The sequence below is a fragment of the Spiribacter sp. 2438 genome, from assembly GCF_009676705.1.
Taxonomy (GTDB): domain Bacteria; phylum Pseudomonadota; class Gammaproteobacteria; order Nitrococcales; family Nitrococcaceae; genus Spiribacter.
In genome coordinates this window covers 239005-258597 of sequence record NZ_CP046046.1, presented here as the reverse complement: position 1 = coordinate 258597, position 19593 = coordinate 239005, and the positions used below count along the sequence as shown (strand labels likewise).

20 protein-coding genes and 1 tRNA gene are annotated in these 19593 nt (G+C 64.8%); 15 read left to right on the top strand and 6 right to left on the bottom strand.

The annotated features are described in order from the left end of the window. The first annotated feature begins 71 nt into the window (after positions 1 to 71). From xth to GJ672_RS01285, 4 genes are read left to right on the top strand one after another with little or no spacing between them, the layout of a single operon-like run. Positions 72 to 842 carry an exodeoxyribonuclease III gene (gene xth, locus GJ672_RS01300; protein ID WP_154295517.1) on the top strand — a complete coding sequence of 257 codons (771 nt, stop codon included), beginning with the start codon at positions 72 to 74 and terminating at the stop codon, positions 840 to 842. A gap of 27 nt (positions 843 to 869) precedes the next feature. Next, a complete protein-coding gene (gene ubiD, locus GJ672_RS01295; RefSeq protein WP_154295516.1) occupies positions 870 to 2348 on the top strand; it encodes a 4-hydroxy-3-polyprenylbenzoate decarboxylase in 1479 nt (492 codons plus the stop codon). Beyond that, entirely contained in the window at positions 2345 to 3358 is a 1014-nt protein-coding gene (locus GJ672_RS01290; protein WP_154295515.1) for a CDP-6-deoxy-delta-3,4-glucoseen reductase, read from the top strand. Before ubiD ends, GJ672_RS01290 begins: the two co-directional genes overlap by 4 nt. A 20-nt stretch (positions 3359 to 3378) precedes the next feature. Then, a complete protein-coding gene (locus GJ672_RS01285) occupies positions 3379 to 4140 on the top strand; it encodes a VacJ family lipoprotein (protein WP_229381909.1) in 762 nt (253 codons plus the stop codon). Between the two features lies 1 nt (position 4141). Here the strand turns inward: GJ672_RS01285 and GJ672_RS01280 are convergent, their stop codons facing one another. After that, positions 4142 to 4717: an HNH endonuclease gene (locus tag GJ672_RS01280; protein ID WP_154296967.1), complete on the bottom strand. Its 576-nt coding sequence runs from the start codon at positions 4715 to 4717 to the stop codon at positions 4142 to 4144. 247 nt (positions 4718 to 4964) lie between these two features. Here GJ672_RS01280 and GJ672_RS01275 point away from each other — a divergent pair, with 247 nt between their 5' ends. Genes GJ672_RS01275 through GJ672_RS01260 form a run of 4 tightly spaced genes read left to right on the top strand, consistent with a single transcriptional unit; the run spans position 4965 to position 8337 of the window. Continuing rightward, positions 4965 to 6095, top strand: coding sequence for an NAD(P) transhydrogenase subunit alpha (locus GJ672_RS01275; protein ID WP_154295513.1), 1131 nt, complete (start codon positions 4965 to 4967; stop codon positions 6093 to 6095). Further along, positions 6095 to 6403: an NAD(P) transhydrogenase subunit alpha gene (locus GJ672_RS01270; protein WP_154295512.1), complete on the top strand. Its 309-nt coding sequence runs from the start codon at positions 6095 to 6097 to the stop codon at positions 6401 to 6403. The genes GJ672_RS01275 and GJ672_RS01270 overlap by 1 nt, the downstream gene beginning before the upstream one ends. Beyond that, on the top strand, positions 6400 to 7893 hold the full coding sequence (locus tag GJ672_RS01265; RefSeq protein ID WP_154295511.1) for an NAD(P)(+) transhydrogenase (Re/Si-specific) subunit beta: 1494 nt from the start codon (positions 6400 to 6402) through the stop codon (positions 7891 to 7893). Before GJ672_RS01270 ends, GJ672_RS01265 begins: the two co-directional genes overlap by 4 nt. A gap of 18 nt (positions 7894 to 7911) precedes the next feature. Continuing rightward, entirely contained in the window at positions 7912 to 8337 is a 426-nt protein-coding gene (locus GJ672_RS01260) for a hypothetical protein (RefSeq protein WP_154295510.1), read from the top strand. On the opposite strand, the gene GJ672_RS01255 is transcribed toward GJ672_RS01260, so the two are convergent. Then, positions 8334 to 8906, bottom strand: a complete 573-nt coding sequence (locus GJ672_RS01255) for a TIGR02444 family protein (protein ID WP_154295509.1) — start codon at positions 8904 to 8906, stop codon at positions 8334 to 8336. The two genes, GJ672_RS01260 and GJ672_RS01255, sit on opposite strands and share 4 nt — an antisense overlap. A 65-nt stretch (positions 8907 to 8971) precedes the next feature. Between GJ672_RS01255 and GJ672_RS01250 the strand changes: the two genes are divergently transcribed. The 4 genes from GJ672_RS01250 to GJ672_RS01235 all read left to right on the top strand — a co-directional run bounded on the left by GJ672_RS01250 (position 8972) and on the right by GJ672_RS01235 (position 14130). Continuing rightward, entirely contained in the window at positions 8972 to 10957 is a 1986-nt protein-coding gene (locus tag GJ672_RS01250) for a primosomal protein N' (protein WP_154295508.1), read from the top strand. Between the two features lie 61 nt (positions 10958 to 11018). Beyond that, positions 11019 to 11606, top strand: a complete 588-nt coding sequence (gene mog, locus GJ672_RS01245; protein ID WP_154295507.1) for a molybdopterin adenylyltransferase — start codon at positions 11019 to 11021, stop codon at positions 11604 to 11606. 109 nt (positions 11607 to 11715) lie between these two features. Continuing rightward, positions 11716 to 13476: an arginine--tRNA ligase gene (gene argS, locus GJ672_RS01240; protein ID WP_154295506.1), complete on the top strand. Its 1761-nt coding sequence runs from the start codon at positions 11716 to 11718 to the stop codon at positions 13474 to 13476. A gap of 3 nt (positions 13477 to 13479) precedes the next feature. Next, positions 13480 to 14130: an SPOR domain-containing protein gene (locus GJ672_RS01235; RefSeq protein WP_154295505.1), complete on the top strand. Its 651-nt coding sequence runs from the start codon at positions 13480 to 13482 to the stop codon at positions 14128 to 14130. Here the strand turns inward: GJ672_RS01235 and GJ672_RS09640 are convergent, their stop codons facing one another. The 3 genes from GJ672_RS09640 to GJ672_RS01220 form a co-directional block, all read right to left on the bottom strand. After that, positions 14131 to 15015 (bottom strand): NAD(P)-dependent oxidoreductase, encoded by an 885-nt coding sequence (locus GJ672_RS09640; protein ID WP_154295504.1) that lies wholly within the window; start codon positions 15013 to 15015, stop codon positions 14131 to 14133. A gap of 117 nt (positions 15016 to 15132) precedes the next feature. Continuing rightward, a complete protein-coding gene (locus tag GJ672_RS01225; RefSeq protein WP_154295503.1) occupies positions 15133 to 16380 on the bottom strand; it encodes an ammonium transporter in 1248 nt (415 codons plus the stop codon). Positions 16381 to 16402: 22 nt separating this feature from the next. Continuing rightward, positions 16403 to 16741, bottom strand: a complete 339-nt coding sequence (locus tag GJ672_RS01220) for a P-II family nitrogen regulator (protein WP_154295502.1) — start codon at positions 16739 to 16741, stop codon at positions 16403 to 16405. A gap of 264 nt (positions 16742 to 17005) precedes the next feature. Here GJ672_RS01220 and GJ672_RS01215 point away from each other — a divergent pair, with 264 nt between their 5' ends. Next, the gene (locus GJ672_RS01215; RefSeq protein WP_154295501.1) at positions 17006 to 17278 is read left to right on the top strand and encodes an accessory factor UbiK family protein; all 273 of its coding nucleotides are present in this window, start codon (positions 17006 to 17008) and stop codon (positions 17276 to 17278) included. A gap of 51 nt (positions 17279 to 17329) precedes the next feature. Continuing rightward, a complete protein-coding gene (locus tag GJ672_RS01210) occupies positions 17330 to 18841 on the top strand; it encodes a YifB family Mg chelatase-like AAA ATPase (protein ID WP_154295500.1) in 1512 nt (503 codons plus the stop codon). A 32-nt stretch (positions 18842 to 18873) separates the two neighbouring features. Here the strand turns inward: GJ672_RS01210 and GJ672_RS01205 are convergent, their stop codons facing one another. Then, positions 18874 to 19377 (bottom strand): cytochrome c5 family protein, encoded by a 504-nt coding sequence (locus GJ672_RS01205; RefSeq protein ID WP_154295499.1) that lies wholly within the window; start codon positions 19375 to 19377, stop codon positions 18874 to 18876. 109 nt (positions 19378 to 19486) lie between these two features. On the opposite strand from GJ672_RS01205, the gene GJ672_RS01200 reads away from it, so the two are divergent. Further along, positions 19487 to 19563, top strand: a tRNA-Arg gene (locus GJ672_RS01200). Positions 19564 to 19593 lie beyond the last annotated feature (30 nt).

The window sequence follows — 19593 nt, the reverse complement described above, 5'->3', positions numbered from 1 at the left end:
CCCGCTGCGTCCCGCACACGCAGGGGTTACAATCCATGGGCTCTGCCGCTGACCCACTGGAGCCACCGCCTGTGAAAATCGCCTCGTGGAACGTCAATTCCCTGAACGTGCGCCTACCCCATGTCCTGGACTGGCTGGCCGAGGCCCGCCCCGATGTGCTGGGTCTGCAGGAAACCAAGTTGACCGACGAAAAGTTTCCCGTGGAAGCGATTCAGGCGGCGGGCTACCAGGTGGCCTTCGCGGGTCAGAAGACCTACAACGGGGTCGCGGTGCTGGCCCGCACCCCACCGGAGCAGGTGATGCTCGACATCCCAGGGTTTGAGGACCCGCAGCGCCGGGTACTGGCGGCCACTGTGGGTGACCTGCGCTTCATCAACCTGTACGTGCCCAACGGCAAGGCCGTCGGCACCGACAAATACGAGTACAAACTGACCTGGCTGGCCCACCTGAAGGCATGGCTGGAGGATGAGCTGGAGCGCCACCGACGGGTGGCCGTGGTCGGTGATTTCAACATTGCGCCGGCGGATGCGGATGTCCACGACCCGGCGGAATGGGAGGAGACCATTCTCTGCTCCACGCCGGAGCGGGAGGCCCTGGCGTCCATCCTTGATCTGGGCTTCAGCGACAGCTACCGGTGCTTCGAACAGCCCGAGGCGGCCTTTTCCTGGTGGGATTACCGCATGAACAATTTCAAGCGCAATCGGGGCCTGCGCATTGATCTGATCCTGACCAGCCCGGCGCTGACCCGCGACCTGGTGACCAGCACCATTGACGCTGACCCCCGCGCCCGGGAGCGGCCGTCGGACCACGCACCGGTGGTGGCTGAATTTCAGGGCCCCTAAGCCCGCTCAACCCGAACAGGAGGCCGCATGCAGTATCGCGACCTGCGTGACTTTATCGAGCAGCTGGAGGCCCGCGGCGAACTCAAGCGGGTCAAAACGCCGGTGGATCCCCATCTGGAGATGACCGAGATCTGTGACCGGACCCTGAGACGCCGGGGGCCTGCCATTCTGTTTGAAAACCCCAAGGGCCATGAAACGCCGGTGCTGGGCAACCTGTTCGGCACCCCGGAGCGGGTCGCCCTGGGCATGGGGGCGGAAAGCGTCGAGGCCCTGCGGGAGATCGGTGAGCTGCTGGCGTTCCTGAAGTCGCCGGAGCCCCCCAAGGGCATGCGGGATGCCTGGAACAACCTGCCGATTTTTCGCAAGGTGCTGGACATGGCGCCCAAGGTGCGGCGCAGCGCGCCCTGTCAGAAAAATGTCCTGGAGGGCGAGGACGTGGATCTGGGGCAGCTGCCCATTCAGACCTGCTGGCCGGGAGACGCAGGTCCACTGATTACCTGGGCGCTGGTCATCACCCGGGGACCGGGCCAGAAGCGCCAGAACCTGGGCATCTACCGCCAGCAGGTCATCGGCCGCAATCGGGTGATCATGCGCTGGCTGTCCCATCGAGGCGGCGCACTGGATTTCCGGGACTGGCGCGAAGCGCATCCGGGAGAGCCCTTTCCCATCGCGGTGGCGCTGGGCGCCGACCCGGCGACCCTGCTGGGTGCGGTCACGCCGGTGCCGGACAGCCTCTCGGAATATGCCTTCGCCGGTCTCCTGCGGGGCAGCCGCACGGAACTGGTCAACTGCATGGGCTCCGACCTGCAGGTGCCGGCCTCGGCGGAAATCGTGCTGGAGGGCCACATCCATCCCGATGACCGCGCGCCGGAGGGCCCCTTCGGCGATCACACGGGCTATTACAATGAGGTGGATGACTTTCCGGTGTTCACCATCGACCGGATCACCCATCGGGATGACCCCATCTACCACAGCACCTACACGGGACGGCCGCCGGACGAACCGGCGGTGCTGGGCGTGGCGCTCAACGAAGTCTTCGTGCCGATCCTGCAGCGCCAGTTCCCGGAAATTGTCGACTTCTATCTGCCCCCCGAGGGCTGCAGCTACCGGCTGGCCGTGGTCAGCATGCGCAAGCAGTATCCCGGCCACGCCAAGCGGGTCATGATGGGGGTCTGGTCATTCCTGCGACAGTTCATGTACACCAAATTCATCATTGTGGTGGACGACGATGTGAACGCCCGGGAGTGGGAAGATGTCATTTGGGCCATGACCACCCGCATGGATCCGGCCCGGGACACGGTGATGGTGGAAAACACCCCCATCGATTACCTGGATTTCGCGTCGCCGGTCTCGGGACTGGGCTCGAAGATGGGTCTGGACGCCACCAGCAAGTGGCCGGGCGAAACCGACCGCGAGTGGGGTCGGGCGATCGCCATGGATGACACGGTCAAGGCACGGGTCGACGAGCTCTGGCCCGATCTGGGTATCGATTTGGAGGATCAATGACATATCAGGTACGCATCGAAGGCACCGAACACGCGTTCGAGGCCGAAGAGGGCGAAAACGTCATTGCCGCGGCCACGCGGGCCGGGCTGATGCTGCCCTACAGCTGCCGCAGTGGCACCTGCGGAACCTGCAAGGGCGAAGTCATCCAGGGGGCCATTCAATACCCCGACGGTCTACCGCCGGCCATCGATGCCGATGAAGAGGGCGAAGGCAAGGCGCTGTTCTGCCAGGCCCGACCGGTCAGTGATCTGGTCATTCGGGTGGCCGAGGTGCGTGAAGCGGGGGACATCCAGCCGCAGCGCCTGCCGGCCCGCGTGGAGCGGGTCGACGACTGCGCGCCGGATGTTCGGCGGGTGTTTCTGAAGCTGCCCCGGGATAAGCGAATGCCATTCCTCGCCGGGCAGTACATTGACATTCTGCTGCGGGGCGGCCACCGCCGCAGCTTCTCGCTGGCCAACGCTCCCCATGACGACGAGCTCCTGGAACTGCATGTGCGGCACATGCCCGGCGGCATCTTTTCGGAGTACGTTTTCACCAACATGCAGGCCGGCGCGTTGCTGCGATTTGAAGGGCCGCTGGGCAACTTTGCCCTGCGTGAAGACAGCGACCGCCCCATGATCCTGATGGGCGGCGGCACCGGCTTTGCGCCCATCAAGGGCATCGTCGAACACGCCCTGCACATCGGCGTCGCCCGCCCCATGCACATCTACTGGGGCGCTCGCAGCCGCCAGGACCTCTATCTGGAGAGCCTGCCACGGCACTGGGAGAAGCTTCATCCGTCGGTGGATTTTACCCCCGTGCTCTCCGAGCCGGCCCCCGAGGATGAGTGGCAAGGGGCGCAGGGCTTCGTCCACGAGCAGGTGCTGGCGGACTACCCGGACCTGAGTGGATACGACGTCTACATGAGCGGGCCGCCGCCGATGATCAACGCCGCCCGGGAAGGCTTCGTCGCCGCCGGGCTACCCGCTGACCGTCTGTTTTACGACTCCTTCGAGCCCGGACGCGACTAGGGCGGCACCGGAGGATGGCAGTGGCAAACGACCAGAAAGGGAAGTGGCTCTGGCCACTACTGGTGGCGGTTCTTCTGGTCGGCTGCGCCAGCAGCCCGCCCCCCGGCGAGCCCCATGACCCGCTGGAGGGGTTCAATCGCAATGTCTATGCCTTCAACGAGACCGTGGACACCTATGCCCTGGCGCCGGCCAGCCGGGGCTGGACCCGGGTGACCACCGATGGCATGCGTCAGGGTGTTCACAATTTTTTCGACAACCTGCAGGCGCCGGGCTACATCCTGAATGACATTCTCCAGGGCAAGCCCGCCGGCGCCGGCGTCCAGACAACACGGTTCATCATGAACAGCACCGTGGGTCTGCTGGGTTTTTTTGATCCGGCCGAGGCATGGCTGGGGCTGGAGCCACGCAGTGAGGACTTCGGACAGACCCTGGGGGTTTGGGGTGTGGACGCCGGCCCCTACCTGGTGTTGCCGCTACTCGGGCCTTCCAGCACCCGGGACGCGACCCGGTACCCGGTGGCGTACTACACCAATGTCCTGACCTACGTGGTGCTGGACACCGCCACCTTCGGAACACTCACCGCGGTGAACGTGGTCAATGCCCGGACCCGGGCGGAGGGTGCCATCAGGGCCCGGGACGAGGCCGCGGTGGATCCTTACGTCTTCACCCGCAGTGCCTACCGGCAATTCCGCCGCAATCAGGTCTACGATGGCGAGCCGCCCCTCGAAGATGACCCTTACAGCGATTTCTTCGATGAATGGGACGAGGAGATGGCGCCCTGAATCATTTCCGGCCCGCCGCCTCGGCCACCAGACGTTCCAGTCGCTGCCGCAGGGGGCTGCGCCGAGGGAAGTGGGCGCGAAGGAAATCCATCTGGTCCGCCAGAATGCGGCGCCCCTGCAGATAGACGTACTCGGCATGGGTGGGCGCAAACGGCACTGCCAGCAGCTGCAGCCCGGCCTGCTCCGGGGTTCGATTGCCCTTGAGGTTATTGCAGCGTTTACAGGCGCTAACCACGTTGGTCCAGGTGTCTTCGCCGCCCCGACTGATGGGTTTGATGTGGTCCCGGGAGAGCTCCCGGGTCCGTTTCTGCTCGCCGCAGTAGAGACAGAGGTGGTCATCCCGCCGGAATAGCGTGGCGTTGTTGAGCGGCGGGACATAGGCCGGATTACCCTTGAGGCTGGCCTGCATGGCGCCGGCGGTGGCGATGATCGAATTGACTTCGATCACGCTGCGCTGCCCGCTGATGGCGTTGTAGCCGCCGCGCACCCGATACAGCCCGCGGCCACAGGTGTAGGCCACCTGGTCCAGGTAGTAAAGACGAACCGCGTCCTGGTAGGTGATCCACTCCAGGGGCATGCCAGAGACGTCGGTTCGCAGGATGTGGTGCTGCAGCGTTATCACGCCGGGGCCCCTCCATCATGCGACGGCAACGGCCGAAGCTCGCTTGAATTCTGATCATCCATCGCCGCGAGAAAATGTGCAAGCGCAACACAGTGATTGGTCATGCAAAGCGCCGCGTTGGGGATGATTCAAAAAACAGATGCTGTAGAATCTGCCGTCCGCCGGTTGACATACGGCCAGTCTAAGGACAGGAGAAAACCCGATGAGCATCACCATTGCCGTCCCGAAGGAAACGGCCAACGGCGAACGCCGGGTTGCCATGGCACCCAGCGTGCTCAAGCAGCTCGACAAGCTCGGCGTTCAGGTCCGCATGCAGCGGGGCGCCGGAGAGGCTGCCGGCTTCCCGGACGAGGAGTATGGGGACATCAGCTGGGCAGACGACATCGCCTCCCTGTACAAGGGCGCTGACGTCATCCTCAGAGTCCAGCCGCCCAGTGCTGAAGAGGCAGGCAAGCTACCGGAGGGTGCGCTGCTGCTCGGGTTCATGACGCCCCACGAGGGGGATGCCCGCATCCGCAACCTCTGCAAGCGCCGGGTCACGAGCTTTTCACTAGAGTTGGTGCCGCGCATCACCCGAGCCCAGGGGATTGACGCGCTGTCCTCCCAGGCCAACCTGGCCGGCTACAAGTGTGCGCTGCTGGCGGCTCACCTCAGCCCGAAACTGTTTCCCATGCTCACCACCGCCGCTGGCACCGTAAAGCCGGCTCGCGTGGTGGTGGTCGGGGCCGGCGTCGCCGGCCTTCAGGCCATCGCCACCGCCAAACGTCTCGGTGCCATCGTCGAGGCCTATGATGTTCGCTCGGCCACCCGGGAGCAGGTGGAGTCCCTGGGCGGCAAGTTCATTGAAACCGGCGTCAGCGCCGAGGGTGAGGGCGGCTATGCCCGAGAGCTTACCGACGAGGAAAAGGAGCAACAGGCGGAGGTTCTGGCTCAGCACATCGCGATGGCGGATGCCGTGATCACCACGGCCTCCATTCCCGGGCGGCCAGCGCCAAAAATCATCGACCGCGCCACCGTGGATCGCATGAAGGCCGGATCCGTGATCGTCGACATGGCCGCGGAAACCGGTGGCAACTGCGAACTCACCGAGGCCGGCAAGGAAGTCCGCCACGGCTCGGTCATCATCGCGGGGCCGAAGAACATTCCCAGCATGGCAGCGACCCATGCCAGCGAGATGTACGCCCGTAACCTGAACAACCTGCTGGGCCTGATCATCAAGGATGGCGAAATCAATCTGGACTGGGATGACCAGGTGGTGGCCGACAGCTGCCTGACCCATGACGGCGAGGTGCGCCACGCGCCCACCCGCGAACGTCTGGAAGGAGACAAATAATGGCGATCGAAGGCTTTGTCGCAATCTATATCTTCATGCTGGCTGCATTCGCCGGCTTTGAAGTCATCACCCGGGTGCCGGTCATCCTGCACACGCCCCTGATGTCCGGCTCGAACTTCATCCATGGCGTGGTGATCGTTGGCGCCATGGTGGTGCTTGGCCACGCCGAGACCGTGGGCGAGCAGATCGTCGGCTTTATCGCCGTGGTGCTCGGCGCCGGCAACGCGGTCGGTGGCTATGTCGTCACCGAGCGGATGCTCGAGATGTTCAAGAGCAAGGATGAGCAGAAGAAAGGGGCCAAGGGATGAATCTCGTCATACAACTGAGTTACCTCATCGCGGCGGTCCTCTTTATCGGGGGCCTCAAGGCCATGAGCTCCCCCCGCACCGCCCGCAGCGGCATCATGTGGGCGGGCGTCGGCATGGTGCTTGCCACACTGATCACCTTCCTGCACCCGGAAGTCCGTGGTGTTGCCAACTACACCCTGATTGTTATCGCCATCGTGCTGGCCGGTGGTCTCGCCTGGTGGTCCGCCCGCCGGGTGCAGATGACCGAAATGCCACAGATGGTGGCGCTCTATAACGGCATGGGCGGCGGTGCCGCGGCAGCCATTGCCGGCGTCGAGATGATGCGTGCCCTGCGCACTCTGCCGGACGACCTGCAGGTTCAGGCGCAGGCGCTGGCCTCGGAGGCGGGCATCAGCGTGTCCGCGGCCGAAGCGGCGCTGATGGCAGAGGGTGCACGAAGCGCCAGCGTCAGCACCGTGCTGGGCACCGACGTGGCGATTCTCGCCATTCTCGGCGGCGTGATCGGCAGCGTGGCTTTCTCCGGTTCGCTGGTGGCCTGGGCCAAGCTCGACGGGCGCATGAAGCGCAGCAGCCTGGTGCCCGCCCAGCAGATCGCCAACATGATCGTTTTTGCTCTGGTGGTGGTGTTTGGCGTTATGACGTTCTTCACAGACAGCCTGGCGGTGGTGGCCATCTTCTTCGCCCTCAGCCTGCTGTTCGGCGTGTTCGTGGCGGTGCCCATTGGCGGCGCCGACATGCCGGTGGTGATTTCCCTGTTCAACGCCCTCACCGGCCTGGCCGTGGCCTTCGAAGGCTACGCCATTGGCAACCCGGCCATGATCATTGCCGGTACCGTGGTGGGTGCCGCCGGCACGCTGCTGACCCAGCTCATGGCCAAGGCCATGAACCGACCGCTGACCAATGTGCTGTTTGCGGCCTGGGGTACCGAAGATGGCGCCGTCCTCGAAGATTCCGGTGGCGAGATGAAAGACATCTCCGCAGAGGACGCCGGCATCCAGATGGCCTATGCCGAGCGGGTGATCATCGTCCCGGGTTATGGCATGGCGGTGGCTCAGGCTCAGCACAAGATCTGGGAGCTGGTGGAACTGCTTCAGGATCGGGACGTCGAAGTGAAATTCGCCATTCACCCGGTGGCGGGCCGGATGCCCGGACACATGAACGTTCTGCTGGCGGAAGCGGGAGTGCCCTACGACATGATCTTCGACATGGAAGACATTAACGAGGAGTTCTCCGCCACCGATGTGGCCGTGGTGATCGGGGCCAATGACGTGGTCAACCCGGCGGCTCGGGACGATGAAACCAGCCCGATTTACGGCATGCCCATTCTCAATGTCGACGAGGCCGAAAACGTCTTCGTGATCAAGCGGGGTCGCGGCGCCGGCTTCTCGGGTGTCGAGAACAAGCTGTTCTTCACCGACAACACCCGCATGGTCTTTGGCGATGGCCAGAAAGTGGCGGCGGGCATGGTCCAGGCCGTCAAGGGCCTGTAACGGCAGACAGGAGCAACAATGAGCGACGACGAGAGAACTCAGACTCTTGAGCAGCTGCAGCTGGACACTGACGGTCTCTACCATGAAGAGAACTTCACCGACCGTCGGGTGGGCAGCATTCAGCGGCTGACACCGGTGACCCGCGACGGCAGCGTCGACTCCAGCCGGTCTGTGTTGTACGTGGGCTCCACCCAGGTAATGACGCCGGCAGGCGCACTGCCGCTGACCTTCGAGCTGGAGGTCGACAGTCTGGACGCGGCGCTGGCGGCTTTCCCGGAGGCGGCCTATGCAGCCCTTGAGCAGACCATGGAGCAGCTCAAGGAAATGCAGCGGGAGCAGGCGTCGCGGATCATGACGCCGGACCAGATGGGCGGTGGCGGCATGCCCGGTGGCGGCATGCCGGGTGGCGGTGGCGCCCCCGGCGGTGGCATCCAGCTGCGCTAGTGCCGCGGGTCGGTCAGGGTGCCACGGGTCAGTGGCGCCATGATCGCTTCGAGGTGCCGCTGATCGGCTGCAGACAGGCACGCCACATGGCGGTCCATGTAGACTTTCGCTGTCACAGTGGCCGCATCGGCATCGAGGCTGCGGCTCACTCCCGGCTCGGTGGTTGAGTGCGAATAGTCGGCCACCACCAGCGCCTGTTGGAGCCGTTCGGCGGCAATTTCCCGCTGCAGCAATGCCTTCCTCAGGGCCTCGGCCTCCGCATGGAGAGCCGGCTCATCCGGCGCCGCCGGACGGATTGCCCGGCGCGCCTGGCGAAGAGGCTCAATGACCTGACGCTGCCAGCGCTCGGCACGGTCCAGCGTCCGTTCCATGGCCTCGGCACTCAGGGCCGGTGCCCCGAGCGCGGCGGTTCCCGCCAGGGCAAACAACGCGCTGACACCGATGCCGTGACGATCCTGCAGCGCAAGGCAGGCGGGCTGCACCCCCTCGGCGGCGTACCACTTAAGCGTGAGTTGCCACACCGCCTCGGTCAGTGAATCCGCCGACCGCCGTTCTGCCTCATCCGTCATCCCATCAGTCTAGCAGCGGGAACAGCAGGGTTGCGCAATCCCTCCCCCCGCCCAACAATCGGGGCATGACCGAGACCATTCCCGTGGCGGTGCCAGGCCCCTTCACCGATCCCCTTGACTATCTGCCGCCCGGGACGGGCACGCCGCCATTACCGGGCACCCGGGTGCGAGTCCCCCTGGGTCGTCGCCAGGTGGTGGGCATTGTCACGGGGCCTCCCCGCCCGGCCACCGTGGCCGGTACCCGGCTGAAACGGATCCAGGACGTACTGGATGCCTCGCCGCTGCTGGGGGATTCCCTCCGGAATCTGATTCACTGGGCCGCCGGGTACTACCACCACCCCATTGGCGAATGCTTCGCCACGGCGCTGCCCACCCGCCTGCGCCAGGGTCGGGAGGCCGTGGTCAGCGGCCGCCGCAAGGCGCTGGTGGCGGGCAATGCCGAACACCCCGTACCCGAACTGAATTCAGAGCAGCGCGCGGCCTCCTCGGCCATTGCCATTCAACAAGGCCACGCGGTGATTCTGATTGAGGGCGTCACCGGCAGCGGCAAGACCGAAGTCTATCTCGACGCCATCCACCGGGCTCTGGCAGTGGGTCTTCAGGTTCTGGTCATCGTGCCGGAGATCGGACTCACCCCCCAGCTGGTGCAGCGCTTTCAGCAGCGACTGGCCGGCAACATGGCGGTGTTGCACTCCGGCCTGTCGGACAGCCAGCGGCTCAACGCCTGGCTGGCGGCGGCCAATGGCGAAGCGGACGTGATTATCGGTACGCGCTCGGCGATTTTCGTGCCTCTGGCGCGGCCGGGCCTGATTGTGGTGGATGAGGAACACGATCCCTCCCTCAAGCAACAGGAAGGATTTCGGTATTCGGCCCGGGACCTGGCGGTCTACCGGGGCCACCAGCTGGATCTGCCGGTGGTGCTGGGCTCCGCCACTCCCTCGCTGGAAAGTCTGGCCAACGCCGAGAGCGGACGCTACCAGACCGTGCGCCTGACCCAGCGCGCCGGCGGTGCAGCTCCACCTCGGCTGAGGCTGATGGACATGCGGGGCCAACCCACCATCGAGGGGCTGTCCGAGCCGTTAATCCGGACCGTGCGCGAACACCTTGAGGCGGATGGTCAGGTGCTGCTGTTCCTTAACCGTCGAGGCTACGCCCCCACGCTGATCTGTCACGAATGCGGCTGGATTGCCGAGTGCGATCGGTGTGATGCCCGCTACACCTACCATCGCGGGCGTTCGCGCCTGCACTGCCATCACTGTGACCGCGAAACCGGGGTTCCCCGAGCCTGCCCCGAGTGTGGCAGTGTGGATCTGCGACCCCTGGGACTTGGCACCGAGCGGGTCGAGTCGACGCTGCAGACTCTCCTGCCGGATACTCCCCTGATTCGTATCGATCGGGACAGCACCCGCCGGCGCGGCGAATTTGAGCGGCAAATGGCCTCGGCGCTGAGCGGCGAGTCCCGGCTGCTTCTGGGCACCCAGATGCTCGCCAAAGGACACCATCTACCGGCGGTGACACTGGTGGCGGTGATCGATGCGGATCAGGGGCTTTTTGGCGCCGATTTCCGGGCCCCGGAGCGGCTTGCCCAGTTGGTGATTCAGGTGGCCGGGCGGGCAGGGCGGGCCGAGCGTCCCGGCGAGGTGGTCATTCAGACGCACCAACCCGAGCACCCACTGCTTCAGACCCTGATCCATGGCGGCTACCCCGCCTTCGCCGAAGTGGCGCTGGCGGAGCGCCAGGCCGCCGGATTGCCGCCGGCACGGTCGATGGCGCTATTGCGCGCCGAGGCCCCCGGCAAGGCCGCTCCGCAAGCGTTTCTGCAGGCAGCCCTGGCGGTCATGCCGGCACAGACCTCGGTGGAGGCACTCGGACCCTATCCCGCCCCCATGGAGCGTCGGGCGGGCCGGTATCGCGCCCAGTTGATGCTGCAGGCGGATCACCGCCCCGCCCTCCAGCGCCTGCTGTCCTGCTGGTTGCCGGCCATCGGTGCGTTGCCGGAAGCGCGCCGGGCCCGATGGTCCGTGGATGTGGACCCCGCCGAAACCCTCTGAGGGCGTTCGGGCCGATCGCTATGGCAGACTCCCAGACGGGGTCATAACACGGAGCATGGATATGAGCGCATCGGCGCTGCCCACGGTGAAGATTGGCGTGGTGTCGGTCAGCGACCGGGCATCCACCGGCACCTATGAAGACAAAGGCGTTCCGGCGATGCAAAGCTGGCTGGAGACCGCCCTCCAGAACCCGCTGGAGTGGGATGCCCGGGTCATCCCCGATGAAACGGCGACCATTAGCGACACGCTGGTTGATCTGGTGGATCGGTCCCATTGCCACCTGGTATTGACCAGCGGCGGCACGGGTCCGGCCCCTCGGGACGTCACGCCGGAGGCGACCCTTGCGGTGGCCCATCGAACCATCCCGGGGTTCGGCGAACAGATGCGCCAGATCAGCCTGACCTTCGTACCCACCGCGATTCTGTCCCGCCAGGTGGCGGTGATCCGGCGGGAGTCGCTAATCATCAATCTCCCGGGTCAGCCCAGGGCCATCGCCGAAACGCTTCGCGGCCTGCCGGACAGGACGCCGCCGGTGCCGGGCATCTTCGCGGCGGTGCCCTACTGCATTGATCTGATCGGGGGCCCGTACCTGGAAACCGAACCAACCGTCTGCGAGGCATTTCGCCCGGCCTCCGCCCGGCGCCGTTGATCGGGGAGCGCTAGGCGGTCTGGCATGGGTGGCGAGTCCGGCTTGAACCGCAACGCCCAGACCGGATAATGAGCGGCTTCCTTCCGCACCTGGATAACCAGCACCGACCATGAAAAACGACCTCGCCAGACTCCTCCGCCAGGGCCTCGAGGCGCTGGCCGCGGACATCGGCCTGCAATTACCTGACAATCTGGATATTCAGATCGAGCGCGGCCGAGGCAGTGGGCACGGGGATTACGCCAGTAACCTGGCCATGCGACTGGCGAAGCCCGCCGGACGACCGCCCCGGGAGCTGGCCCAGGCGCTGGTGGATCAATTGCCGGCTCACCCGCATGTCGAGCGGGTGGAGGTGGCGGGGCCCGGCTTCATCAACTTTTTCCTCACCCAGGACGCGGCCGCGGCAGCGGTGGCGCGTATCCATCAAGAGGGCCGGGAATACGGCCGCTCCCCCCTGGGGGCCGGGCGTCGCGTGCTGGTGGAATTCGTCTCCGCCAACCCCACCGGCCCCCTGCACGTGGGCCATGGCCGCGGAGCCGCTTTCGGCAGTGCGCTGGGCAACCTGCTGGAAGCCACCGGTCACGATGTTCACCGGGAGTACTACGTCAACGACGCCGGCCGCCAGATCCATATCCTCACGGTGAGTGTCCTGGTGCGCTACCTGGAGCACCGCGGCGAGCCAGTGCCCTTTCCCGTTAACGGCTACCGCGGCGATTACATCCATGCGATTGCCCGGGATCTGGAGGCTCAGCATGGCGAACGCTTCCGAGTGGCCGGACCGTCACTGACCGCCGATCTGCCGGCTGATGCCAACGCGGGCGGCGACAAAGAGCAATACATCGACGCCCTGGTGGAACGGGCCCGCGGACTGCTGGGCGAGGAGCGCTACCGGGAAATCCTGAATACCGCGGTCGCCGCGATCACCGCCGACATCGAGGAAGACCTGGCCGCTTTCGGGGTGCGCTATGACCGCTGGTTCAGCGAGCTGGGCCTGGTGGACTCCGGTGCCGTGAGCCGCACACTGGACCGGCTCCGCACGGCGGGCGCCCTGTACGAAAAAGACGGCGCCGAGTGGTTTCGATCCAGTGAATACGGCGACGAGAAGGACCGGGTGGTGCGCCGGGCAGACGGCCAGACCACCTACTTTGCCTCCGACATCGCCTACCATCTGGACAAGTTCGAACGGGGCTTCGAGCAGGCCATCGACGTCTTTGGTGCCGATCATCATGGCTACATGGCCCGCGTCCGGGCCAGCCTGGCGGCCTTCGGGCTGGATACCACCAAGCTGGAATTCCGGCTGGTTCAGTTCGCCATCCTCTATCGGGGTCACGAGCGCCTCCAGATGTCCACGCGCTCCGGCGAATTCGTCACGCTCAGGGAGCTTCGCGAAGAGGTGGGCAACGACGCCGCGCGCTTTTTCTACGTGATGCGACGTCCCGAACAGCACCTGGATTTCGATCTGGAACTGGCCAAGTCCCGTTCCAATGACAATCCCGTGTATTACGTCCAGTACGCCCATGCCCGCGTGTGCAGCGTACTGGCCCAGGCCGCCGAGCGGGGCATTGAACCGGACACCCATCAAGGCCTGAGTGCCCTTCCGCGCCTCACCGAAGAACACGAGCAGACGCTGATCAACGCACTCGGGCGCTACCCGGAAATCCTGGAAGCCGCCGCCGTTGCCCATGAACCCCACCAGTTGGCTCAGTACCTGCGGGAGCTGGCCGGCGCATTCCACACCTACTACAACGCCCACACCTTCCTGGTGGACGACGAGAGTCTGCGGGATGCCCGGATGGCTCTGATCATGGCCACCCGGCAGGTTATCCGGAACGGTCTGGATATCCTCGGGGTAGCCGCCCCGGAGAGCATGTAGAGCATGGCTCACAAACCGACAAAAGCCTCCGGGGGGCAAGCCCGCCAGCGACGAGCCCCCGGCGACAACCGCCGACAGGTCCTCGCAGGCTGGGGGACCGGCCTTGCCATGGGACTTTTCGTCGCGCTGCTGGTGCATCTGGAACACACCCGCCCCGCCGAGGAGCCCGCTCGGGAGGCGGGGGAATCCGCTCCTGGAGAGGTGACGGCAGGGTCTGATGATGGACCCCGTTTCGAATTCTATCGATTGCTCAGCGAGCAGGAGGTGGACATCACCGCCGATCGCCAGCCGGACTCCACCGCTTCCAGCGCTCTGCCCTCAGCCGAAGAACAGGACCGAAGCCCGCCTGCCGCCGATGCCGGGGCGGATCCCGCCGAGTCCACGGCCCGGGCGAGCAGCGACGCCGCCCCGGAAGGCCGCCGCTATCTGCTGCAGGCGGGTTCTTTTCGCGCCCATAGCGACGCCGAGGCCCTGCGGGCCAGCCTGGCACTGCTCGGCATTGAAGCCCGCGTTCAGCAGGTGGAGCTGCCCGGCGGGGAAACCTGGCACCGTGTGCGCATCGGGCCGTTCGATAACCTGGAGGCCGTCAACTCGGTGCGCGAGCGCATGGCCAGCCGCGAGATCGACTCCATCCTCCTGCGGGCCGGGGGCTAGTCAGAGGCTTTTCCGGTTGCCGCTCTCGAACAGGGCCCGTTTGAAGCGGTACAGGGCGGTAATATCTTCATCACCGTGCCCCTCGCTCATGAGCCGATCATAGTGCTTGAGCGTCATTTCCACGGTTGGCAGATTCATGTCCATGGAGCGCAGTAAATCCTGACAGATACGCAGGTCCTTGTGATGAAGCGCCATGCGGAACCCGGGCACGAAATCGCCGGCAATAACCCGCTCCCCCCGACGCTCCAGCAGTCGGCAGCCTGCTGCCCCCGAGCAAAGCACCGGTATAAGTTGTTTGGTATCCAGCCCACTGGCGTCGGCAAACGCCAGCGCCTCACTGATTGCCTGCACAATACCGGCCACCAGCACCTGGTTGACGGCTTTGGCCTGCTGGCCCGCACCAACAGCCCCAAAATGGGTAATCCCGGAGCTGAATGCCTGTAACGCAGGCCTCACCTGCTCGAGCGAAGCCGCATCGCCACCGGCCATGACCTGCAATGTCCCGGCTTCAGCGCCCTCGGCTCCCCCGGTGACTGGCGCATCAATAAAACCAGCGCCCACATCGGCCAATCGGGCAGCCAGGCCGGTAACTGTCTCCACGCCTATGGTGGAGGTATCTACGAGCACATGACGGTCAGTCAGAGCTGGCATCAGCGCGTCGACCACCTCGACCAGGTCTGGGTCTGCACTGACACAGGTCAGGAGCACATCGCAATGTGTGGCCAGCTCAGCGGGGCTGTCCGCAAAATGGGTATCAAGGCGCTCGGCGATGGGCTGCCCCCGTGAGGCCGTGCGGTTCCAGACACCGGCAAGTAGCCCGGCGGTGGACAGGTGTTTCGCCATCGCCGCGCCCATGACACCAAGACCAATCACACCAACTTTCATGCCCGTCCCCCCCCGATTAAGAACCGCATTGTTCCAAACTGGAGTTTACGCTTTTCCGTTGGATAAAAAAAAACGGGCGCCCGTGGGCGCCCGTGGATCAGGGAATTGCGATTTCCCTTACTGGGTCTTGGTGAAGTCCGGGTAGGCTTCAACACCACACTCGGTGATGTCCAGACCCTGCATTTCCTCTTCCTCGGTGACACGGATACCCATGACCGCCTTGAGGATCAGCCACAGCACGATGCTGGCGCCGAAGGTCCAGGCGAAAATGGAGATGATGCCGAGGATCTGGGCGCCGAAGGTCGCCGCGTCGTACCACAGCGGCACGGCCAGCAGACCCCAGATACCGGCGGTACCGTGGGCGGAGATGGCGCCAACCGGATCATCAAGCTTGAGCTTGTCGAGCCCGACGATGGAGAACACCACCAGCACACCACCGACCGCGCCGATCAGCGAAGCGGCCAGCAGGCTAGGCACGTCCGGTCCCGCGGTGATGGACACCAGGCCGGCGATGCCGCCGTTCAGCGCCATGGTCAGGTCGGCCTTGCCGAACATCAGCTTGGCGGTGATCAGAGCAGCCACCACGCCGCCCGCCGCGGACAGATTGGTGTTGGCAAAGATCAGAGCGACTGCGTTGGCGGAGTCAACGTCGGAGACCTTGAGCTCGGAACCGCCGTTGAAGCCGAACCAGCCCAGCCACAGGATGAACACACCCAGCGTCGCCAGCGGCATGTTGGTGCCCGGGATCGGCTTGACCTCGCCATTCGGGCCGTACTTGCCCTTGCGGGGGCCAAGCACGATCACGGCGGCAAGCGCGGCCGCTGCACCGAACATGTGCACGATGCCGGAACCGGCGAAGTCGGCGAAGCCGGCCTCGTCCAGGAAGCCACCGCCCCAGCTCCAGAAGCCCTGAACGGGGTAGATGACGCCGGTCAGGATCACCGTGAACAGCAGGAACGACCAGAGCTTCATCCGCTCGGCCACGGCACCGGAGATGATGGACATCGCCGTCGCCACGAACACGACCTGGAAGAAGAAGTCGGAAATATCCGAGTAGTAGGCATCGCTGCCGGCAGCAATGGCCGCCGCCGAGTTATCCGCCGCGCCCAGGATCAGGCTGGCCGACGGGATGATGGAGGTCACGCCCGCCCCATACATGATGTTGTAGCCGATGACCATGTACATAATGCAGGCGATGGCATAGAGAGAGATATTCTTGGTCAGGATTTCCGTGGTGTTCTTGGCACGCACCAGGCCCGACTCGAGCATGGTGAAACCCGCGGCCATCCACATGACCAACGCACCGGACAACAGGAAGTAAAAAGTATCCAGTGCGTAGGCAAGTTCGTTAATTTCTGCTGACATTTTTCAGACTCCCAATGATTCCTTAGAGTGCATCCTTGTCCGTCTCGCCGGTGCGGATGCGAATCGCCTGCTCCACCGGAGAAACAAAGATCTTGCCGTCGCCGATCTTGCCGGTGTTGGCTGCCTTGGTGATGGCCTCGACGGCGCGCTCGACCAGCTCGTCGTCCAGAACCACCTCAACCTTCATTTTCGGCAGGAAGTCGACGACATATTCGGCGCCGCGGTAGAGCTCGGTGTGCCCTTTCTGCCGCCCGAAGCCCTTGACCTCCGTGACTGTCACGCCCTGGACCCCAATCTCCGAGAGCGCCTCCCTTACATCATCGAGCTTGAAAGGCTTGATGACCGCTGTGATTAATTTCATTCCTTTGGTCTCCCCAAAAGGATCCGGCTTCAACCCGGATCCGTGGACGGTAATAACCCGGGCTAGTTAATGCAGGGACCGTGCCAGTTTTGCGGTGCGCCATATCTTCAAGGGGACTATTCGGGCCGAATCGGTGCGCCAATAAGGGAACGCGCCAATAGAGTGCGCGGATGAATTGGGGAATGCACCGCTGTGGTGCAATATGCGTTTGGGTTTCGGCGAGTCAGCCGCTTAAACTGGGAACAGATTTTCTGGAGGTGCCCGATGCTGGATCCCAAACAGCTTGACGAAATGGCGAAACGGTTCGCAGACAATCTGCCGACCGGCGTTCGAGACTTACAGCAAGAAGTGGAGAAGAACGCGCGGGTGGCGCTGCAGAGCGCATTCAACCGCATGGATCTCGTGACCCGGGAAGAATTTGATGCCCAGGCCAAAGTCCTGGCCCGGACCCGTGAGCGCCTTGAAGCGCTGGAAACCCGCGTCGCCGACCTGGAGGGCAGTAAGGCAGGCCCTGACTCCGAGTCCGAAACGCCCTGACGCAGCCTCTGTCAGCCGCTGGCCTGCCTCACATAAAGGAGGTAGGCCAACATGGCGCTGGCGGTGGTTCGAACGCGCACGGCACTGGGCATCGACGCCCCCACAGTTGATGTCGAAACGCATCTGGGAGGCGGCCTGCCCTCCTTCTCCATCGTGGGGATGCCGGATACGGCCCTTCGCGAAGCCAGGGATCGTGTGCGGGGTGCCCTCACCACCAGTGGCTTTGAATTCCCCCGTCGCCGCATCACGGTCAATCTGGCACCCGCCGATCTGCCCAAAGACGGCGCACGGTTCGACCTCGCCATCGCCCTGGGGATTCTCGCCGCTTCCCGACAGATCAATCCGGCCGCCCTGGAAGGGGGCGTGTTCAGCGCCGAACTGGCACTGTCCGGTGCGCTGCGGCCCGTCAGTGGCACCCTACCGATGGCGGCGCGGTGCGTTCGCGAAGACGAGTGGCTGCTGGTGGCCCGGGAGAATGCGCAGGAAGCGGCCCTGGCGGGCGGCGAGGTCCGCCAGGCCGGGCACCTCCTCGACGTCTGCGCCCATCTGGCCGGCGTGCGGACGCTGCCTCGGGTTGGCGAACCCGCCCATCCATCCACCGAGGAAGCAACGGTTCCGGACCTGGCCGATGTCCGCGGGCAGCATCGCGCCCGGCGCGCCCTGGAGATCGCCGCCGCCGGCGCTCACAGCCTGCTGATGCAGGGCCCGCCGGGAAGCGGCAAGAGCATGCTGGCGGCACGGCTACCGGGTCTTCTGCCGCCCATGAGTCGGCAAGAGGCCATCGAAGCCGCCGCGCTTCAGTCCGTGGGGGAAGGCGCTTTCAACCCGACCCACTGGGGCCAGCGGCCATTTCGCCAGCCCCACCATACCGCCTCGTCGCGCGCCCTCACCGGCGGCGGTCGAATCCCCCGCCCCGGGGAGATTTCGCTGGCTCACCACGGCGTACTGTTTCTGGACGAACTCCCGGAATTTCCGCGGGATGCCCTGGAGGCGCTGCGGGAACCGCTGGAGACCGGCGAGATCCACATTTCCCGGGCCCATGCCCGTCTGCGCTTCCCCGCCCGGTTTCAACTGGTGGCCGCCATGAACCCATGCCCCTGTGGGTATCTGGGGGAGGACGGTCACGGTTGCCGCTGTACGCCCCCTCAGGTTCAGCGCTATCGAAGCCGAATCAGCGGCCCGCTGCTGGATCGCATAGACATGCAGATTGATGTGCCGAGGGTGTCGCCCACGGAGCTCGGGGATTTGTCAGCGGGGGAGCCTACCGCCGCCGTTGCCCGGCGGGCGGCCGATGCCCGTCAGCGCCAGCTTGCGCGTGACGGCATGGTAGCCGCCCATATCCCGGCGAGGGAGGTAGAAAAGCGCTGCCCGGTGGATCAGCGGGGCAGGATCCTGCTGAGCCGGGCCTGCGACCGGCTCAACCTGTCCGCCCGTGCGTTTCATCGCTGCCTGCGCGTCGCCCGGACCATCGCCGACCTGGAAAACTCCGATGGGATTGGCGAACGTCACATCGCCGAAGCATTGGGCTATCGCGAGCAGATCAGACCGTCAGATAGCGCTTGATCCCCTGGACAATACGCCAAGATGCGGATCAATCAGGATTCCGGGATTTCCAGACCCGTCTGGTCTTCGACCATCCACTCAATGGCGGCGCGAATCTCTTCTTCGGTCGCCGCCCCTCCCTGGGCCGGCATGCTGCCAAAGCCGTTGACGGTGTGATCCACCAGCGTCTGCCAGCCCTTGCCGATGCGCTCATCCCAGGCAGCGACATCACCCACCCCCGGGGCGTTCAGGAAGTCGCCCTGGTGACAGGCGATACAGACGGCCTGGGTCACTTGCTCACCACTGCGGACCTCGACGACCTCGTCAGCCTCTTCATCGGCCGCCGCTGCGCCCGGTGCGGGCTCACCCGTCAGCCGAACCGCATAACTGGGCTCGAAGTTCTGCAGCGCCCGCTCTTCGGCCAATTCCTGCCGCGCCGGGTCGTCCATGCCAAAGAACACATTGGCGAACACCACCAGCAGAACGGCAACCGCGACCAATCCAGCGAGAACCAGCGCAAAATTACGGAGAAAAATATTGTCTTCTGAGACGCTCACGACCCAATCCTAAGTCCGATCCCTACCTCTTCGAAGTATATCCGCAATGGCCGCATTGGGAAACTGAGACTATCCCCGGATGGACGTTGACGTTACAATTCCTGCGTTCGCGCCCGTAGCTCAGCTGGATAGAGTGTCGGCCTCCGAAGCCGAAGGTCGCAGGTTCGAATCCTGCCGGGCGCGCCATCTTCCCCCGTCATGAGATTCCGACGTCGA

Coding starts and splice junctions, on each gene's coding strand:
- GJ672_RS01225 (WP_154295503.1), bottom strand. CDS start 16,380: ATGTCAGCAGAAATTAACGAACTTGCCTACGCACTGGATACTTTTTAC.
- argS (WP_154295506.1), top strand. CDS start 11,716: ATGAAAAACGACCTCGCCAGACTCCTCCGCCAGGGCCTCGAGGCGCTG.
- GJ672_RS01215 (WP_154295501.1), top strand. CDS start 17,006: ATGCTGGATCCCAAACAGCTTGACGAAATGGCGAAACGGTTCGCAGAC.
- GJ672_RS01280 (WP_154296967.1), bottom strand. CDS start 4,717: ATGCCCCTGGAGTGGATCACCTACCAGGACGCGGTTCGTCTTTACTAC.
- GJ672_RS09640 (WP_154295504.1), bottom strand. CDS start 15,015: ATGAAAGTTGGTGTGATTGGTCTTGGTGTCATGGGCGCGGCGATGGCG.
- GJ672_RS01270 (WP_154295512.1), top strand. CDS start 6,095: ATGGCGATCGAAGGCTTTGTCGCAATCTATATCTTCATGCTGGCTGCA.
- GJ672_RS01210 (WP_154295500.1), top strand. CDS start 17,330: ATGGCGCTGGCGGTGGTTCGAACGCGCACGGCACTGGGCATCGACGCC.
- ubiD (WP_154295516.1), top strand. CDS start 870: ATGCAGTATCGCGACCTGCGTGACTTTATCGAGCAGCTGGAGGCCCGC.
- mog (WP_154295507.1), top strand. CDS start 11,019: ATGAGCGCATCGGCGCTGCCCACGGTGAAGATTGGCGTGGTGTCGGTC.
- GJ672_RS01250 (WP_154295508.1), top strand. CDS start 8,972: ATGACCGAGACCATTCCCGTGGCGGTGCCAGGCCCCTTCACCGATCCC.
- GJ672_RS01260 (WP_154295510.1), top strand. CDS start 7,912: ATGAGCGACGACGAGAGAACTCAGACTCTTGAGCAGCTGCAGCTGGAC.
- GJ672_RS01220 (WP_154295502.1), bottom strand. CDS start 16,741: ATGAAATTAATCACAGCGGTCATCAAGCCTTTCAAGCTCGATGATGTA.
- GJ672_RS01235 (WP_154295505.1), top strand. CDS start 13,480: ATGGCTCACAAACCGACAAAAGCCTCCGGGGGGCAAGCCCGCCAGCGA.
- GJ672_RS01265 (WP_154295511.1), top strand. CDS start 6,400: ATGAATCTCGTCATACAACTGAGTTACCTCATCGCGGCGGTCCTCTTT.
- GJ672_RS01255 (WP_154295509.1), bottom strand. CDS start 8,906: ATGACGGATGAGGCAGAACGGCGGTCGGCGGATTCACTGACCGAGGCG.
- GJ672_RS01290 (WP_154295515.1), top strand. CDS start 2,345: ATGACATATCAGGTACGCATCGAAGGCACCGAACACGCGTTCGAGGCC.
- GJ672_RS01275 (WP_154295513.1), top strand. CDS start 4,965: ATGAGCATCACCATTGCCGTCCCGAAGGAAACGGCCAACGGCGAACGC.